The following is a 17188-nucleotide window of genomic DNA, read 5'->3' as shown; positions in this document are numbered from 1 at the left end:
GTCGCTTCTGAAAAGCAAAAGATCGCAGCCTTCGGCAGCTCCTACAGAGTGATTGCGTACACCGTGTAGGAGCTGCCGAAGGCTGCGATCTTTTGATCTCGAACTTAAAAAAGCTTCAGCGGCTCTTCGTTGAGTGCAGCCAGTTGTTCGCGCAACGCCAACACCTGATCACCCCAATACCGCTCCGTACCGAACCACGGAAAACTGTGTGGGAACGCCGGGTCGTCCCAGCGGCGGGCGAGCCAGGCGCTGTAGTGCATCAGGCGCAAGGCGCGCAGCGGTTCGATCAACGCCAGTTCGCGCGGATCGAAGTCGTGGAACTCACTGTAGCCGTCCATCAATTCCGACAACTGGCCGAGACATTCCTGACGATCACCGGCGAGCATCATCCAGATGTCCTGCACCGCCGGCCCCATGCGACAGTCGTCCAGGTCGACGATGTGGAACATTTCGTCGCGGCACATCATGTTGCCGGGATGGCAGTCGCCGTGCATGCGGATGTTCTTGTGCGGCGTTGCCTTGTAGACCTCTTCCACACGCTTGAGCAGGTCGCGGGCCACCGACTCGTAGGCTGGCAGCAAACTGCGCGGTATGAAATTGCCTTCGAGCAATGTCGTCAGCGAGTCATGACCGAAGTTGTTTACCCCCAGCGCTTCGCGGTGTTCGAACGGCTTTGTAGCGCCGACGGCGTGCAGGCGACCCAGCAGTTGCCCCAGGCGATACAGCTGATCGAGATTGCCGGGCTCTGGCGCACGGCCGCCGCGACGAGGAAACAGGGTGAAACGGAAACCGGCGTGTTCGTGCAGGCTGGCACCGTTGTGAATCATCGGCGCGACCACCGGCACGTCGCACTCGGCGAGTTCGAAGGTGAATTGGTGCTCTTCGAGAATCGCTTCGTTGGTCCAGCGCTGTGGGCGGTAGAACTTGGCGATCAGCGGCTCGGAGTCTTCGATGCCAACCTGATAGACACGGTTCTCGTAGCTGTTGAGCGCCAGAATGCGCGCGTCGCTGAGAAAGCCGATGCTTTCGACGGCATCGAGCACGAGGTCTGGGGTGAGGGTTGCAAACGGGTGGGCCATGCTGACTCCTGCGCGCAGCAGGCTGCCGCGTCCGGCCAAACATGGTAGCGCAGACGGGGCTTCTATAGTGGTTGGGCTTCAGATGAGTGTTGTCTGGACTGACGCTTTCGCGAGCAAGCCCGCTCCCACATTGAATCTTGAGTGTGCACACGTTCTGCGACACACAGGAGATCCCTTGTGGGAGCGGGCTTGCTCGCGAAGAGGCCGTATCAGGCGCCGACGATCCCGCCATCTTCCCGGGAAATCGCCATCACCGAAGACCGCGGCTTGCCATTCGGCAGATGCTCAGGGAACGTCGACCCACCGTTCTCCCCGGGATGCTGAATCCCGACAAACAGAGTCTTCTGGTCTGGCGAGAAGCTGATCCCCGTCACCTCACAGCCCACCGGCCCGACCATGAAGCGCCGAATCTCCCCGGTGACCGGGTCAGCGCAGAGCATTTGATTGTTACCCATTCCCGCGAAATCACCGGCATTGCTCGAGTCGCCATCGGTTTGAATCCACAACCGTCCGGCATCATCGAAAGCCAACCCATCCGGGCTGTTGAACATGTTCTGTGACGTGATGTTCGACGAACCGCCCTTCGGTGTGCCGGCGTGGACGCCCGGGTTGCCGGCGACCACAAACAGGTCCCAGGCAAAGCTTTTGGCGCCGTGATCGTCACGGTCGGTGCGCCAGCGCAGAATCTGCCCATAGACGTTTTTCTCGCGCGGGTTGGGTCCGCCCACCGGCTGGCCATCCTCGCCACGCTTGGCGTTGTTGGTCAGCGTGCAATACACCTGGCCATCCTTGGGGCTGACGACGATCCACTCCGGACGGTCCATGCGCGTTGCTTTCACCACCGTGGCCGCGAGGCGCGCGTGAATCAGCACTTCGGCCTGATCGGCAAAGCCGCTGCTGGCGTCGAGGCCGTTTTTGCCGTGGGTCAGTTCGATCCATTCACCCTGGCCTTTTGGGTGATCGGCATTACCGTCGCCCGCGTCGAAACGCGCCACGTACAAGGTGCCGTGGTCCAGCAGGTCGCGGTTGGCCTTGGGGTCTTTGTGGTTGATCTTGTCGCGGCTGACGAATTTGTAGATGAACTCGCCGCGCTCATCGTCGCCCATGTACACCACGGCGTGACCGTCATTGGTTTCGGCCAGGGCAGCGTTTTCATGTTTGAAACGACCCAGCGCGGTACGTTTGACTGGCGTCGATTGCGGGTCGAACGGGTCAATTTCCACCACCCAGCCGTGACGGTTGAGTTCGTTGGGGTTTTTGGCCAGGTCAAAGCGCTCGTCGTGCGGGTGCCAGTTGATGTCTTTGCTGGCCGCCACCGCGCCGTAGCGTTTCTGCGCGGCGTCGAACTTTTGCTCGGCATTGCTGCTGCCAAAGCAGTCGGTGAAGTTCTCTTCGCAGGTCAGGTACGTGCCCCACGGCGTCTTGCCGTTGGCGCAGTTCTGGAAGGTGCCAAGGACGTTCTTGCCGTGTGGGTCGGCACTGGTTTTCAGCAACGCGTGGCCGGCGGCGGGGCCACTCAGACTGATTGGCGCATTGCCGTGAATGCGCCGGTTGTAGCGCGAACCCTGGACGAAATGCCACTGGCCGTTTTTGCGCTGCACTTCGATCACCGACACGCCTTCACAGGCCAACGCCTTGCGCACGTCTGCAGCCGACTGCGGCATGCCGCCGTGAGCGTAGAGGTAGCGATAGTTGGTGTATTCGTTGTTGATCGCCATCAGCGCCCGGTTGTTGTCACCGGGGAATTCGAACAGGCTCATGCCGTCGTTGTTGTCGCCAAACTGGATTTCCTGATGCTCGGCCGTGCCGTTGCCACTCGGGTCGAACGCCGGGCCGTTCTTCTGCAGGGGCTGCCCCCAGCTGATCAACACCGAAGATTTGTAGCCTGGCGGCAGGCTGATGGCGTCGCTGGTGGCGGCGGGAATACTGTCAAAACCCAGCAGTTTGCTGGAGCCGGCGCTGACGCTGGCGGCCAGCACGCTGCGGCTCAGCAGGTTGCCACCCAGGAACATCGCTGCACCACAAAGGGCGCCAGCGCTGATGAAGCCACGACGGCTGAGGCCGACCATTTTCTCGAGGTCGGTGGATTGGTTGTCTTCTAATAGGCTCACATCAAGCTCCCTGCGGGTTTTTGCAGTCACCTTAGTGAGGATTAATGACGCTTGTGTTTCAGAGCGGTGTACCGAGCAAGATGTTGGACGGCGCGAACTGCACCCGCACTGGTTTATCGGCGGCGAGGCCGAGGGTTTTCAAGTGCTGCGGTTCGGCCAGCGCGCACAACGTCTGGCCATTGGGCAGGCCGATGCGCACTTCGCTGGGGCCGTCCTCGGCGTCGAGAATTTCCTCGATGATGCCATTCAGGCAATTATTGCCGGGTGTTGCCACTTGATCGTTGCCCAGCAACTCAAGCCAACCGGCCTTGATGAGTGCGACCACTTCGGTGCCGGTTTCGAGTTCCAGGCGCAAGGTGCTGTCGTGAGTGATCTGCGCATCGATGCTCAAGCCTTCGGCCAATTCAAGACGAATCCGGTCGTTGTGCCCTTGGTTATCGATCGCCACGACCTTGCCATGCAATTGATTGCGCGCGCTGGTTCTGAGCATGAGCCGACCGAGCAGGTCCAGATCGCTGGCCTCTTCGGCGGCTTCCAGCACCTGAGCCTGCAAGGCTTGCAGCTTTTGATACAGGCGCAATACGCGCTCGCCCTCGCTTGAAAGCTTGGCGCCACCGCCGCCCTTGCCGCCGACACTGCGCTCCACCAACGGCTTTTGCGCGAGGTTGTTCAACTCATCGATGGCGTCCCAGGCCGCTTTGTAACTCAGGCCCGCGCTTTTGGCGGCGCGGGTGATCGAGCCCTGTTCGGCGATGTGCTGCAGTAACGCGATGCGCTGCGGCCGACGGACAATGTGCTGGGACAACAACGTAGGCAAGGACATGGCAAAACGCTTTGGGCAATGGCGATGGGAAGGACGTTGGCGGCTCGGGGCTCGGGAGTCAAGTCAGGGCGCATCGCCGGGTTTGGGTGTGCGGGCCAGGCAATAGACGTCCACCCGCGCGGCACCCGCATCCATCAACAGCCGAGCGAGGGCCTGGGCTGTGGCGCCGGTGGTGAGCACGTCGTCGATCACTGCCAAGTGTCGACCCTTGATCGACGTATCTGGCGCAAGAGTGAAGGCATTGCGCAGGTTTTTTTTGCGGGCATCGGCATTCAGGTCCTGTTGCGCGCGGGTGTCCTGAATCCTCAACAGCAGTGTTTCATCACAAGGAATGTCGAGACTGGCGCTGAGCCAGCGGGCCAGCATCGCGGCCTGATTGAAACCCCGTTGACGCAGGCGTTTGGCGGCCAGCGGCACCGGGACCAGAGCGTCGGGCCGCTCTAAATCCTCATCGAAGCGATTTTGCAGGAATTGCGCGAGAAGTTCGGCGAGCAGGTGGCCAAACGGCCACTTGGCAGAATGTTTGAAGCGCATGATCAACGAGTCCACCGGAAAGCCGTAGATCCATGGCGCGGCAACTCGCTCGAAGGCAGGCGGTTGTTTCAGGCATTGGCCGCACGTCAGGCCAGCGGTGGGCAGCGGCAGAGCGCAGGTTTGGCATTGATCGCCAAGCCAGGGCAGGTCGGTTTCGCACGCCATGCAGATGGGCGTGGGTCCTTCGGTTGTTTCACTGCAGAGTAAACAGTGTTGATCATTGTTTAACCAGATGTAAACCGGTCCTACGTATGGTGGTTGACAGCGCATCACTCTTCCTTAAATATGCCGAACATCCGTGTCGCGTCTGTGGGTATTCCATCCCCCAGTCGCTTGCCAGCATAAAACAAAGGAAACGCCCATGAGCGCCAGCACCACTGCAACCCTGCGTCATGACTGGTCTTTGGCCGAAGTCAAAGCACTCTTCGTTCAGCCATTCAACGACCTGTTGTTCCAGGCGCAAACGGTGCACCGCGCGCATTTCGACGCTAACCGGGTCCAGGTGTCGACACTGTTGTCGATCAAAACCGGTGCCTGTCCGGAAGATTGCAAATATTGTCCGCAGTCCGGTCACTACAACACCGGCCTGGAAAAAGAAAAACTGATGGAAGTGCAGAAGGTCCTCGAAGAGGCCGCTCGCGCCAAGTCCATCGGTTCGACCCGCTTCTGCATGGGCGCGGCGTGGAAGCACCCGTCGGCCAAAGACATGCCGTATGTGCTGGAAATGGTCAAAGGCGTAAAAGCCATGGGCCTGGAGACCTGCATGACCCTCGGTCGCCTGGATCAGGACCAGACCGAAGCACTGGCCAACGCTGGCCTCGACTACTACAACCACAACCTCGATACCTCGCCGGAATTCTACGGCAGCATCATCACCACCCGTACTTACAGCGAGCGCCTGCAAACCCTGGCCTACGTGCGTGATTCGGGGATGAAGATCTGCTCCGGCGGGATCCTCGGCATGGGCGAGTCGCTGGATGATCGCGCCAATCTGCTGATCCAGCTGGCCAACCTGCCAGAGCATCCAGAGTCGGTGCCGATCAACATGCTGGTGAAAGTCGCCGGCACGCCGCTGGAAAACGCCGACGATATCGACCCGTTCGACTTCATCCGCATGCTCGCTGTCGCACGCATTCTGATGCCTCAATCCCACGTGCGCCTGTCCGCCGGCCGCGAAGCGATGAACGAGCAGATGCAGGCCTTGGCGTTCTTCGCCGGTGCCAACTCGATTTTCTACGGCGATAAATTGCTGACCACCGCCAACCCGCAGGCCGACAAGGACATGCAACTGTTCTCGCGTCTGGGCATCCTGCCGGAAGCGCGCGAAGAGCACGCTGACGAAGTCCATCAAGCCGCGATCGAACAAGCGCTGGTTGAGCAAAAGAGCAGCGAGCAGTTCTATAACGCTGCTGTTTAAGCTCTTTTTGTAGGAGCTGCCGAAGGCTGCGATCTTTTCAGGGGCGCCGCTGATAATGGGGCAAGATCAAAAGATCGCAGCCTGCGGCAGCTCCTACAGATGTTCGTCTCCTTTTCCCACTCGCGAGGTCCGCATGTCTTTCGATCTCAGCGCGCGCCTTGCTGCCCGTCGTGCCGAAAATCTTTATCGTCAACGCCCATTGCTCGAAAGCCCTCAAGGCCCGGAAGTGGTGGTCGATGGTCAGCCGTTGCTGGGGTTCTGTAACAACGACTACCTGGGCTTGGCCAATCACCCGCAAGTGATCGAAGCCTGGCGCGCCGGAGCAACCCGTTGGGGCGTCGGCGGCGGGGCGTCGCACTTGGTCATCGGCCACAGCAGCCCGCATCACGCGCTGGAAGAGGCCTTGGCCGATTTCACCGGTCGCCCACGCGCGTTGCTATTCACCACGGGTTACATGGCCAACCTCGGCGCAGTCACTGCGTTGGTGGGGCAGGGCGATACGGTGCTGGAAGACCGGCTCAATCACGCGTCACTGCTGGATGCGGGGCTGTTGTCCGGTGCGCGCTTCAATCGCTACCTGCACAACGACGCGGCGAGTCTGGCCACGCGTCTAGAGAAGGCCACCGGTAACACCCTGGTCGTCACCGACGGCGTGTTCAGCATGGACGGCGACATCGCCGACCTGCCGGCGCTGGCTCGGGAGGCAAAAGCCAACGGTGCATGGTTGATGGTCGATGACGCTCACGGGTTTGGTCCGCTGGGTGCCAATGGCGGCGGGATCGTCGAGCATTTCGGCCTGAGTCAGGAGGACGTGCCGGTACTGGTCGGCACCCTCGGCAAGGCGTTCGGTACGGCCGGGGCTTTTGTCGCCGGCAGCGAAGAGCTGATCGAGAGCCTGATCCAGTTCGCCCGTCCCTACATCTACACCACGAGCCAGCCGCCAGCGCTGGCCTGCGCAACGCTGAAAAGCCTTGAGCTGCTGCGTAGCGAACACTGGCGACGTGAACATCTGAAAACGCTGATCCGCCAATTCCGCCACGGTGCCGAGCAGATCGGCCTGGAGTTGATGGACAGCTTCACGCCGATCCAGCCGATCATGATCGGCGATGCCGGGCGTGCGGTTCGCTTGTCACAGATGCTGCGCGAACGCGGTCTGATGGTGACGGCGATTCGTCCACCGACCGTGCCTGCCGGCAGCGCCCGACTGCGTGTGACCCTGACCGCCGCGCACAGCGAGGCGCAGGTGCAGCTATTGTTAAATGGACTGGCCGATTGTTTTCAACAACTGGGACCGGAGCCAAGCCATGCGTAATCGTTTGATTCTGCTGCCCGGCTGGGGCCTCGGCATTTCGCCGCTGGAACCTTTGGCCGCCGCGTTACAGGGGCTGGATGAACACCTGCAGGTCGAGATCGAACCATTGCCGGAACTGGAATCAAGCGATCTTGAGGAGTGGCTCGATGAGTTGGATTCGACGGTGCCTCAGGATGTCTGGCTCGGCGGCTGGTCGCTCGGCGGCATGCTCGCTTCCGAGTTGGCGGCCCGGCGCGGCGATCGTTGCTGCGGCTTGCTGACGCTGGCGAGCAATCCAAGCTTCGTGGCTTGGGCTGGCTGGACCAATGCCATGCACGAAGAGGATTTCTCTGCGTTCCTTAACGCCTGTCGTCTTGACCCAGGCGCGACCTTGAAACGCTTCAGCCTGCTTTGCTCCCAAGGATCTACTGACCCGCGGTCGCTTGCTCGGCTTTTATTAGCGGCAGCCCCCAAAACTAAGGCACCTGTGCTGCTCAGTGGCTTGGAACTGTTGGGTGGGTTGGGCACGCGTCAGGCCTTACTGGACTTTCAAGGGCCGCAACTGCATTTGTTCGCCGGCCTCGACGGGCTAGTCCCGGCAGAAGCTGTCGGGGAGCTTTTGGCGTTGCTGCCGGATGTCGAAATCGGTCTGATTGAGCAGGCCAGTCACGCGTTTCTTCTGGAAGACCCCCACGGTGTGGCGGGCGCGATCCAAGCCTTTTTGCATGAGTTCGGTGATGACTGATTTATCCCTTCCCAACCTGCCCGGCGGCTTGCCCGACAAACGCCAGGTGGCGGCATCCTTTTCCCGCGCGGCGGCGAGCTATGACAGCGTGGCCGAATTGCAGCGTGATGTTGGCAGCCAATTGTTGAGCCGGTTGCCGGAGGGGTTTCCCCCGGTTCGCTGGTTGGATCTGGGCTGTGGCACCGGACATTTCAGCCGAGCAATGGCACAGAAATTCCCTTCGGGAAACGGGGTCGCGCTCGACATCGCCGAAGGCATGCTCAATCACGCCCGGCCATTGGGGGGTGCAACGCATTTCATCGCAGGCGATGCCGAGCGGTTGCCGTTGCAGGATGCGACCTGCGATTTGATCTTCTCCAGCCTGGCGGTGCAGTGGTGTTCGGACTTCGCCTCGGTGCTCAGTGAGGCGCATCGGGTACTGAAACCGGGCGGAATTTTCGCGTTTGCTAGTCTGTGTGTGGGCACGTTGTACGAACTGCGTGATAGCTGGCGCCAAGTGGATGGCATGGTGCACGTTAATCGCTTCCGTGAGTTCGGGGTGTATCAACAGCTGTGCGCAGACAGCGGCTTGACGGTCGTGAGTCTGGAGAACCGTCCGCATGTGCTGCATTACCCGGATGTGCGCAGCCTGACCCATGAACTCAAGGCACTGGGTGCGCACAACCTGAACCCCGGTCGGCCGGGTGGTTTGACCGGCAGGGCGCGGATCCTCGGCTTGATCGAGGCCTATGAACAATTTCGTCAGGCCGAAGGTCTGCCGGCGACTTATCAAGTGGTGTACGCCGTTTTGGAGAAACCCTAATGAGCGCAGCGTATTTCATCACCGGTACGGACACCGATGTTGGCAAGACCACGGTTGCCGCAGGCTTGCTGCATGCCGCGCGGTTGGCGGGATTGAGTACGGCGGCGGGCAAACCGGTCGCCTCCGGTTGCGATGTGACGCCCAAGGGCTTGCGCAACGCCGATGCATTGGCGTTGCTGGCGGAGTGCTCGGTGCCTTTGACGTATGCCCAGGTCAACCCTGTAGCGTTCGAACCCGCCATCGCTCCGCATCTGGCGGCACGGGAGGCCGGTGTGACATTGACGGTGCAATCGTTGTTGGCGCCCATGCGCGAGATCCTCGATATGCAGGCGGATTTCACCCTGATCGAAGGTGCTGGAGGCTGGCGGGTGCCTTTGGCGGATCAGGACAATCTGTCGGACCTGGCGATGGCCCTGGATCTGCCGGTGATTCTGGTGGTGGGGGTGCGCCTGGGTTGCATCAACCATGCGCTGCTGACGGCCGAGGCCATTGCTCAGGACGGTTTGCAGTTGGCGGGGTGGGTGGCCAATATCATTGATGCGAAGACTGCGCGTCTGGAGGAAAACCTTGCGACACTCGCTGAGCGGATCCCGGCACCGTGCCTGGGTCGGGTGCCGAAACTCAAGTTGGTAACCGCTGAGGCGGTGGCCGAGCATCTTCAACTGGATTTGCTGGACTAGACTTTCGCTATGACAAGGCACTGTGCCATTAGTGTTTTTGTCGGGCCTTTTGCCGGTGGGTCTGGTTCAATGGCCGCTATTGATCCTTTGCAAGGACGAGTTCTCCCATGGAAATCTCAGGAAACACCGCTTTTTATGCCGGTCTGAGCACTATTCAGACAGGGCAGAACCGTGTCGATCAAGCCTCTGGCCAGATCGCCAACACGACGATCGAGCGTTCGGTGACCAGCCAGTCTTCCGAGGCTCAGGTTGATCGTCTGCGTTCGGTTGATCGCAGTCAGCAATCGGACCTGGCCACTAACATGGTCGAGATGTCCCAAGGCAAATTTCAGGTTGAGCTGGGTGCCAAAGTCGCCAAGGCATCCGACGAAGTGCTCGGCACGCTGATTGATACCTTCGCCTGATCCCTCGCTCAATCCGCTTCTTCGACGCCGCGACTTTTCGCGGCGTTTTTCTGCGTAAGTCTTTCTCGCTCAACTAATCTTTCCTGCACCGCGTGTTGCTCAGTCAACGGTGTTGCCCTGCGTTGTGCCCGGTATTTCCATGGCGTGATGACGAATGGCAAAAGATCGGCGCTTGACAAGATTTAGGCGTAAACGTATGTTTCAAACAACTGTTTGACCGCCAGAACAAATAAATGCGGTCGTTCATTCCCGGTTACATCAGCAGAGGTTTATCGCTATGCCTGACTACAAGGCCCCCTTGCGTGATATTCGCTTCGTTCGTGACGAACTGCTCGGCTACGAAGCGCACTATCAGAGCCTTCCGGCTTGTGCAGACGCAACTCCAGACATGGTTGACGCCATTCTCGAAGAAGGCGCCAAGTTTTGTGAGCAGGTGCTGGCTCCGCTGAACCGCGTGGGTGACACCGAAGGCTGCACCTGGAGCGAGTCCGGCGTTAAAACCCCGACTGGCTTCAAAGAAGCCTACAAACAATTCGTCGAAGGCGGCTGGCCGAGCCTGGCCCACGACGTAGAGCACGGTGGCCAGGGCCTGCCGGAGTCTCTGGGTCTGGCGGTCAGCGAAATGGTTGGCGAAGCCAACTGGTCGTGGGGCATGTACCCAGGCCTGTCACATGGCGCGATGAACACCATTTCCGAGCACGGCACGCCTGAGCAGCAAGAGGCTTACCTGACCAAACTGGTTTCCGGCGAGTGGACCGGCACCATGTGCCTGACCGAACCGCACTGCGGCACCGACCTGGGCATGTTGCGCACCAAGGCCGAACCTCAGGCCGACGGTTCCTACAAAGTGTCCGGCACCAAGATCTTCATCTCTGCCGGCGAACACGACATGGCCGACAACATCGTCCACATCGTGCTGGCACGCCTGCCGGATGCACCGGCTGGCACCAAAGGCATTTCGCTGTTCATCGTTCCGAAGTTCATGCCGAACGCAGACGGTTCGATCGGCGCACGCAACGCCGTGACCTGTGGTTCCCTGGAACACAAAATGGGCATCCACGGTAACGCCACGTGCGTGATGAACTTCGACGCGGCCACCGGTTTCCTCATCGGCCCGGCGAACAAAGGCCTGAACTGCATGTTCACCTTCATGAACACCGCACGCCTGGGTACTGCGCTGCAAGGTCTGGCTCATGCCGAGATCGGCTTCCAGGGCGGCCTGAAATACGCTCGCGATCGCCTGCAAATGCGCTCGCTGACCGGCCCCAAAGCGCCAGAAAAAGCCGCTGACCCGATCATCGTTCACCCTGATGTACGTCGTATGCTGTTGACCATGAAGGCCTTCGCCGAAGGCAACCGTGCGATGGTTTACTTCACCGCCAAGCAAGTCGACATCGTTAAATACGGCGTAGACGAAGAAGAGAAGAAGAAAGCCGACGCGTTGCTGGCGTTCATGACGCCAATCGCCAAAGCCTTCATGACTGAAGTCGGCTTCGAGTCCGCCAACCACGGCGTACAAATCTATGGCGGCCACGGCTTCATCGCCGAGTGGGGCATGGAGCAGAACGTTCGCGACAGCCGCATTTCGATGCTGTACGAAGGCACCACCGGTATCCAGGCACTCGACCTGCTGGGCCGTAAAGTGCTGATGACTCAAGGTGAGGCTCTGAAAGGTTTCACCAAGATCGTCCACAAGTTCTGCCAGACCAACGAAGGCAACGAAGCGGTCAAAGAGTTCGTCGAGCCATTGGCTGCGCTGAACAAAGAGTGGGGCGAGCTGACCATGAAGGTTGGTATGGCTGCCATGAAAGACCGCGAAGAAGTCGGCGCGGCGTCGGTGGACTACCTGATGTACTCCGGTTATGCCTGTCTGGCCTATTTCTGGGCTGACATGGCGCGTCTGGCTGCCGAGAAACTGGCTGCCGGTACCACCGAAGAGGCGTTCTACACCGCCAAGCTGCAGACTGCGCGCTTCTACTTCCAGCGCATCCTGCCGCGTACTCGCACTCATGTTGTCACCATGCTGTCGGGCGCCAACAACCTGATGGACATGAAAGAAGAGAACTTCGCGCTGGGCTACTAAGCCTCACGCCACTCTTCAATAAACCGCCGCTTCTTTTGGGAGCGGCGGTTTTTTTATGGGCGCCAGACGCGCAACGCTGCAGCATCCATCAAGGCGTCGGGATAAAAGGCGTGCCGTCGCAATAGAAGTTCCCCGGTAAAACACCCCTGACCGGTACGGCCACCGGGGCTGACCGAATCGTTTGCCCGGCCGCATTGAGCGTCGTATAGAAGACGTACATTACCCCTCTGCCGATCAGGCCCATGGTCAATGGATACGGCACGTTCAAGGTCTGACCCAGCGTCGCAGCGTCGGCTGACAGCAAGGCTGAGACGGTGACTGGCGGATTGATCAGCGTCGAGCCATCGTCCTGTCGACTGAGTGCACAGTTCACAGTAACGGTCGCATTGGCCCGCAAGAGCACCGAGGGAGGGATATACACCTCAATGAAACGGTTGGAATAGGGCAGGTTGCCGGGTTGTGGGGAGTTGCAGGTGAGATTGCCGTTGTTCAGGTTTCTCACTTCTGGCGGCAGCAACTGCATGAAGGTCGACAGATTGAAGATCAGATTCCTGGCGACCAGCCCGTCGAAGTTTACCCCGCCACTGGTGATCCTGAACCTGACGGAGGCCGGCGTATCATTGACGGTGGCTCCCGGAACAGCGGCTTGCACGCGTGCCGCAGGGACCAACAACCGCATCGGTAACGACTGCCCGGCATACACAACAACCACTGCCGCCAGCGTACCGACGAGCACCGTGATGGAGTCGCCAATCTGCAAACCGTCAACACTGTCCAGCCACACCTCCATCCCGGCCAGCTCACTTTGGTTGATATCCCCCAGAGTCACTGTGTTGTCGGGCGCAATCGCCAGAGGCACCCGGGGTATGGCGATGTTCGTAGGGGTGATTCGCACGGCTACCTTGACCTCAAGTATCTGCGAGTCCCGCGCACGGTTACCCGCCCGGTCAATGAGGCGGTAGGTCAGTTGCTGCGTGCCGTTGCCACGGTTACGAATAGTGGCCGCCGACACGGGAATAAGGCGATCAGCCGGCAAGTCAGGCAGGGTAATCGGTGGGGTATACGGCACCTGCATGTGGACGTCGGTGTGTCCGTAGTAGAACACGCCGCGCAACGCTGTCTGGTTGTTGATCTCTGCATGCTCAGGAATCCGAAACAAGACAGGGTCATTGTTGGCCAGGTATTCATCGGTAATCAGTGGCGTCGCCAGATTCGCCGGCAGCAGTGGGCGCGGTGGTGTGATGGACAGGTAGCCAAAAGGTGAAGTCTTCTGAATCAGCAACCGGGTGCTGGCGGTGGCGCTCAGTAGGTTGTCGCCGTCATCCAGAACGTACGTGAGCCGATACTCGCCTTCACTGCCTACCTTACGGCGCGGTACAAGCACCTCGAAATCCCCGGCTGGATACGCCGCCATCTGATGGTGGGCAAGGATTTCATACTCACCTGGAGACGGTAACTCTGCGTATATCCGGATAATGGGGCGCGACCCAGCGGGACCGGGCTGTGGTAATGCCGGGATGCCAATACGCAGGTCACGCGCCGCAGCCGTCAGGGGAATCAAGTTACCAGAATTGGGTATGGCTTCCGCCACGCTCAGCGGTAGCAGCCTGGGTATCGCATCACGAATCAGAGCAAGTGAAGTGGTGCTGACTGCCTCGATAATTAGGTCTTCCATACGTGTCACTCCTGTCAGGTTCGGACGACACTCTCCTATCCCGAAAGCGGTGGTCGGGCTCCGGTGAGTGGTACAGGGAATTAAACGCCGTTAAAACACCGACCGATACTGTCAGAAATGACAGTTGTAAATGGCGCGCATGTTGCATGATGCGTGGTGTTGCCAAGCGCCAAGCTAATGGCTATCAGCCACTTTTTTTGCTGAAATACCTGGTAAATCGCTCAGAAAAACCGAATTCCTGCCGTTATAGAGGGTGCGGTGTGATGCAGATCACATTGCGTGTGCTTAACTGCGCCAAGCGAAGGCACAATGCCATCTTTGATTTGCCCGGGTCGGAGCTCAACCCCTTGCCGCGTTCTTCTGCTGTTCATATCAACCATTTCCTGCCGTCGCTGGTCCTGTTACTGGCGGGGCTTGCCGCGGCCTACGTCAAAGATCTCAACGTATTCTTCACGTCATTGTTCAACGTCCTGCCGACCTTGGTCCTGCTGCTTGGCGGGTCGTATTGTGCGGTTTATCGGCGACAGCGCGAGCTGTTCCTCATGGTCACGGTGTACATCGCCTACTTTTTGCTTGATACCCAGACCGACTTTTACCGCGATAACGGCAAGGTCCGCGAAGACGCAGCCGTGGTGTTCCATTTGTGTTGCCTGCTGTTGCCGCTGCTGTTCGGCATCTTCGCCGCGTGGCAGGAACGCACTCATTTGTTTCAAGACATGGTGGCGCGGTTCGCTGTGTTGCTGGCGTTCGGTAGCGTCGCGCTGGGTCTCAAACAAAGTTATCCACAAGCGCTGTTGATGTGGCTCTCGGAAATTCGCTGGCCGGCACTGCATGGTGCGTGGATGAGCCTGATCCAGCTGTCGTATCCGGTGTTCATCGCCTCTTTCGTGCTGCTCGCCTGGCAGTACTGGCGCAACCCGCGACCGCTGCATGCGGCGCAGTTGGTCGGTTTGCTCGGCTTGTTCTGGATGTTGCCGAAAACCTTCATCCTGCCGTTTACCCTGAACATCATGTGCAGCCAGGTCATGTTGATGATCGCGGCCGCCGTGGCGCACGAGGCATATCAGATGGCGTTCCGCGACGAACTCACTGGTTTGCCGGGACGTCGTGCGCTGAACGAACGTATGCAGCGGCTCGGCCGCAATTACGTGCTGGCGATGAGCGACGTCGATCACTTCAAGAAATTCAATGACACCCATGGCCACGATGTCGGCGACCAGGTGCTGCGACTGGTCGCCAGCAAACTGTCGAAAATAGGTGGTGGCGGTAGGGCATATCGCTACGGCGGTGAGGAATTCGCCCTGGTGTTCGCGGGCAAGACCCTTGAAGAGTGCATGCCGCACCTGGAAGTCATCCGCGAGTCCATCGCCACCTACAACATTCAGCTGCGCAATCAGGACAGCCGCCCCCAGGACGACCAGCAAGGTCGCCAGCGCCGGGCAGGTTCGGGCGCCTCAAGTGTGTCGGTCACCGTCAGTATTGGTGTCGCCGAACGACTGGAGCAGCGTACTCCCGAAAAAGTGCTCAAGTCCGCTGACGAGGCGCTCTACAGCGCCAAGGGTGCGGGGCGAAACTGCGTGGTGGCGTTCGGTCAGAACCGTCGCGGCGCGGTGCGCATGGACGCCGCTAGTGATTGAGTGATGATGACGCATTCAGCGTCTGGACTGTGATTGTGAGGGCGGGGGCGCGGCAGTAGGTTTGGGGAATCTGCTGCCGGAGAAATGACCATGCCTGAGTACAAAGCCCCCCTGCGCGACATGCGCTTTTTGATCGACCACGTCTTCGATTTTCACAGCAACTACGCCGCGCTGGGCGCCACCGATGCCAGCCCGGACATGGTCAATGCGATCCTCGAAGAAGGTGCCAAATTCTGTGAGAACGTTCTCGCACCGCTGAACCGCAGCGGTGACGAAGAAGGCTGCCATTTCGACAATGGCGTGGTCACGACGCCTACAGGCTTCAAGCAGGCGTTCGCACAATACGTTGAAGGCGGCTGGCATGGCCTGGCGTCTGATCCGGCTTACGGTGGCCAGGGTTTGCCGAGTTCACTGGGGCTGGTCATCAGTGAAATGGTCGGTTCCAGCAACACCTCCTGGGGCATGTACCCAGGCCTGACCCACGGCGCGATGTCGGCCATCCACGCCCACGGCACTGAGGAGCAAAAACAGACGTACCTGAGCAAACTCACCGCCGGCCAATGGACCGGCACCATGTGCCTGACCGAAGCCCATTGCGGCACCGACCTGGGCATCATCAAAACCCGCGCGGTGCCTGAGGCCGATGGCAGTTACGCGATCTCCGGCAGCAAGATTTTCATTTCCGCCGGCGAGCACGACATGAGCGACAACATCATTCACCTGGTGCTGGCGAAACTGCCGGACGCTCCGGCCGGCACCAAGGGCATTTCGCTGTTTATCGTTCCTAAATTCCTACCCAATGACGAGGGTGACGCTGGCGAGCGCAACGGCGTTTCCTGCGGCTCGATCGAACACAAAATGGGCATCAAGGCCTCGGCCACCTGCGTGCTGAACTTTGATGGTGCCAAGGGCTTCTTGATCGGTGAGCCGAACAAGGGCCTGAACTGCATGTTCACCATGATGAACCATGCACGTCTGGGCACCGGCATGCAGGGTTTGTGTCTGGGGGAGGCGAGCTTTCAGGGTGCGATCAAGTACGCCAACGACCGCCTTCAGATGCGCTCGCTGACCGGCCCGAAAGCGCCGGAAAAAGCCGCCGATCCGATCATTGTTCATCCTGACGTGCGCAGGATGTTGCTGACCATGAAGGCCTTTAACGAAGGCAACCGTGCGCTGACGTATTTCACCGCGCAGTTGCTGGACATGGCGCATCTGAGCCCGGATGCAACGGCGCGTCAGGAGGCCGAAGACCTGCTGGCGTTCCTCACGCCGATCTGCAAAGCCTTCATGACCGATACCGGACTGGAAGTGACCAACCACGGCATGCAGGTGTTTGGTGGTCACGGATTCATCCGCGAGTGGGGCATGGAGCAGTTGGTGCGTGACTGTAGGATCGCACCCATCTATGAAGGCACCAATGGTATTCAGGCGCTGGACTTGCTGGGAAGAAAAGTCCTTGGCAGCCAAGGGAAATTGCTGCGCGGCTTCACCAAAATCGTCCACACGTTCTGTGCGGAAAACGCCGGGCATCCGCAACTCGCCAGCTATGTGGCGCAGCTCAACGACCTGAATCGGCAGTGGGGAGAGGTGACCACCCAGGTCGGCATGGCCGCGATGAAAAATCCGGATGAAGTCGGCGCGGCTTCGGTGGATTACCTGATGTACAGCGGTTACATCATCCTCGGCTATCTGTGGCTGCGCATGGCGCTGGTCGCTCAGGCACAGCTTGATTCGGGCAGTGGCGATGCCGATTTCTGCCAGGCAAAACTGGCGACCAGCGAGTTTTATTTCAAGCGTTTGCTGCCACGCACGGCGGCTCATCGCGCGGCCATCGAGGCAGGCAGCGATTGCCTGATGAAGTTGCCTGCGGAGTTGTTCGCGCTATAGTTTTTCAAATCGTCGGAAAA

General features: G+C 59.6%; 14 protein-coding genes. 9 read left to right on the top strand and 5 right to left on the bottom strand.

What is annotated here, in order from left to right; translation table 11 throughout:
• Positions 1 to 104 precede the first annotated feature (104 nt).
• From ACYZTX_RS27320 to ACYZTX_RS27305, 4 genes are all read right to left on the bottom strand, one after another.
• Positions 105 to 1079 (bottom strand): serine/threonine protein kinase, encoded by a 975-nt coding sequence (locus ACYZTX_RS27320; RefSeq protein ID WP_462036620.1) that lies wholly within the window; start codon positions 1077 to 1079, stop codon positions 105 to 107.
• A gap of 209 nt (positions 1080 to 1288) precedes the next feature.
• Entirely contained in the window at positions 1289 to 3190 is a 1902-nt protein-coding gene (locus ACYZTX_RS27315; RefSeq protein ID WP_462036619.1) for a PhoX family protein, read from the bottom strand.
• Between the two features lie 58 nt (positions 3191 to 3248).
• A complete protein-coding gene (locus ACYZTX_RS27310) occupies positions 3249 to 4013 on the bottom strand; it encodes a TOBE domain-containing protein (RefSeq protein ID WP_462036618.1) in 765 nt (254 codons plus the stop codon).
• Between the two features lie 63 nt (positions 4014 to 4076).
• Positions 4077 to 4817 (bottom strand): ComF family protein, encoded by a 741-nt coding sequence (locus tag ACYZTX_RS27305; protein WP_462036617.1) that lies wholly within the window; start codon positions 4815 to 4817, stop codon positions 4077 to 4079.
• A 91-nt stretch (positions 4818 to 4908) separates the two neighbouring features.
• On the opposite strand from ACYZTX_RS27305, the gene bioB reads away from it, so the two are divergent.
• From bioB to ACYZTX_RS27270, 7 genes are all read left to right on the top strand, one after another.
• Positions 4909 to 5964, top strand: a complete 1056-nt coding sequence (gene bioB / locus ACYZTX_RS27300; RefSeq protein ID WP_462036616.1) for a biotin synthase BioB — start codon at positions 4909 to 4911, stop codon at positions 5962 to 5964.
• Between the two features lie 133 nt (positions 5965 to 6097).
• Positions 6098 to 7276 carry an 8-amino-7-oxononanoate synthase gene (bioF, locus tag ACYZTX_RS27295; RefSeq protein ID WP_462036615.1) on the top strand — a complete coding sequence of 393 codons (1179 nt, stop codon included), beginning with the start codon at positions 6098 to 6100 and terminating at the stop codon, positions 7274 to 7276.
• Positions 7269 to 8000 (top strand): alpha/beta fold hydrolase, encoded by a 732-nt coding sequence (locus ACYZTX_RS27290; RefSeq protein ID WP_462036614.1) that lies wholly within the window; start codon positions 7269 to 7271, stop codon positions 7998 to 8000. Before bioF ends, ACYZTX_RS27290 begins: the two co-directional genes overlap by 8 nt.
• The gene (bioC, locus tag ACYZTX_RS27285) at positions 7993 to 8802 is read left to right on the top strand and encodes a malonyl-ACP O-methyltransferase BioC (protein ID WP_462036613.1); all 810 of its coding nucleotides are present in this window, start codon (positions 7993 to 7995) and stop codon (positions 8800 to 8802) included. Before ACYZTX_RS27290 ends, bioC begins: the two co-directional genes overlap by 8 nt.
• On the top strand, positions 8802 to 9482 hold the full coding sequence (bioD, locus tag ACYZTX_RS27280; protein WP_462036612.1) for a dethiobiotin synthase: 681 nt from the start codon (positions 8802 to 8804) through the stop codon (positions 9480 to 9482). The genes bioC and bioD overlap by 1 nt, the downstream gene beginning before the upstream one ends.
• Positions 9483 to 9589: 107 nt before the next feature.
• Entirely contained in the window at positions 9590 to 9886 is a 297-nt protein-coding gene (locus ACYZTX_RS27275) for a pyrroloquinoline quinone biosynthesis protein PqqE (RefSeq protein ID WP_462036611.1), read from the top strand.
• Between the two features lie 277 nt (positions 9887 to 10163).
• Positions 10164 to 11969, top strand: a complete 1806-nt coding sequence (locus ACYZTX_RS27270; protein ID WP_462036610.1) for a phenylacyl-CoA dehydrogenase — start codon at positions 10164 to 10166, stop codon at positions 11967 to 11969.
• 88 nt (positions 11970 to 12057) lie between these two features.
• On the opposite strand, the gene ACYZTX_RS27265 is transcribed toward ACYZTX_RS27270, so the two are convergent.
• A complete protein-coding gene (locus ACYZTX_RS27265) occupies positions 12058 to 13644 on the bottom strand; it encodes a hypothetical protein (RefSeq protein WP_462036609.1) in 1587 nt (528 codons plus the stop codon).
• A gap of 347 nt (positions 13645 to 13991) precedes the next feature.
• Between ACYZTX_RS27265 and ACYZTX_RS27260 the strand changes: the two genes are divergently transcribed.
• A complete protein-coding gene (locus ACYZTX_RS27260; RefSeq protein ID WP_462036608.1) occupies positions 13992 to 15281 on the top strand; it encodes a GGDEF domain-containing protein in 1290 nt (429 codons plus the stop codon).
• Positions 15282 to 15371: 90 nt separating this feature from the next.
• Positions 15372 to 17168 (top strand): acyl-CoA dehydrogenase C-terminal domain-containing protein, encoded by a 1797-nt coding sequence (locus tag ACYZTX_RS27255; protein WP_462036607.1) that lies wholly within the window; start codon positions 15372 to 15374, stop codon positions 17166 to 17168.
• Positions 17169 to 17188 lie beyond the last annotated feature (20 nt).

It is taken from the genome of Pseudomonas sp. MDT1-17 (assembly GCF_054898105.1).
This window is presented reverse-complemented; position numbering and strand designations above follow the sequence as displayed.

Coding starts and splice junctions, on each gene's coding strand:
- ACYZTX_RS27320 (WP_462036620.1), bottom strand. CDS start 1,079: ATGGCCCACCCGTTTGCAACCCTCACCCCAGACCTCGTGCTCGATGCC.
- ACYZTX_RS27310 (WP_462036618.1), bottom strand. CDS start 4,013: ATGTCCTTGCCTACGTTGTTGTCCCAGCACATTGTCCGTCGGCCGCAG.
- ACYZTX_RS27305 (WP_462036617.1), bottom strand. CDS start 4,817: ATGCGCTGTCAACCACCATACGTAGGACCGGTTTACATCTGGTTAAAC.
- bioB (WP_462036616.1), top strand. CDS start 4,909: ATGAGCGCCAGCACCACTGCAACCCTGCGTCATGACTGGTCTTTGGCC.
- bioF (WP_462036615.1), top strand. CDS start 6,098: ATGTCTTTCGATCTCAGCGCGCGCCTTGCTGCCCGTCGTGCCGAAAAT.
- ACYZTX_RS27290 (WP_462036614.1), top strand. CDS start 7,269: ATGCGTAATCGTTTGATTCTGCTGCCCGGCTGGGGCCTCGGCATTTCG.
- bioC (WP_462036613.1), top strand. CDS start 7,993: ATGACTGATTTATCCCTTCCCAACCTGCCCGGCGGCTTGCCCGACAAA.
- bioD (WP_462036612.1), top strand. CDS start 8,802: ATGAGCGCAGCGTATTTCATCACCGGTACGGACACCGATGTTGGCAAG.
- ACYZTX_RS27275 (WP_462036611.1), top strand. CDS start 9,590: ATGGAAATCTCAGGAAACACCGCTTTTTATGCCGGTCTGAGCACTATT.
- ACYZTX_RS27270 (WP_462036610.1), top strand. CDS start 10,164: ATGCCTGACTACAAGGCCCCCTTGCGTGATATTCGCTTCGTTCGTGAC.
- ACYZTX_RS27265 (WP_462036609.1), bottom strand. CDS start 13,644: ATGGAAGACCTAATTATCGAGGCAGTCAGCACCACTTCACTTGCTCTG.
- ACYZTX_RS27255 (WP_462036607.1), top strand. CDS start 15,372: ATGCCTGAGTACAAAGCCCCCCTGCGCGACATGCGCTTTTTGATCGAC.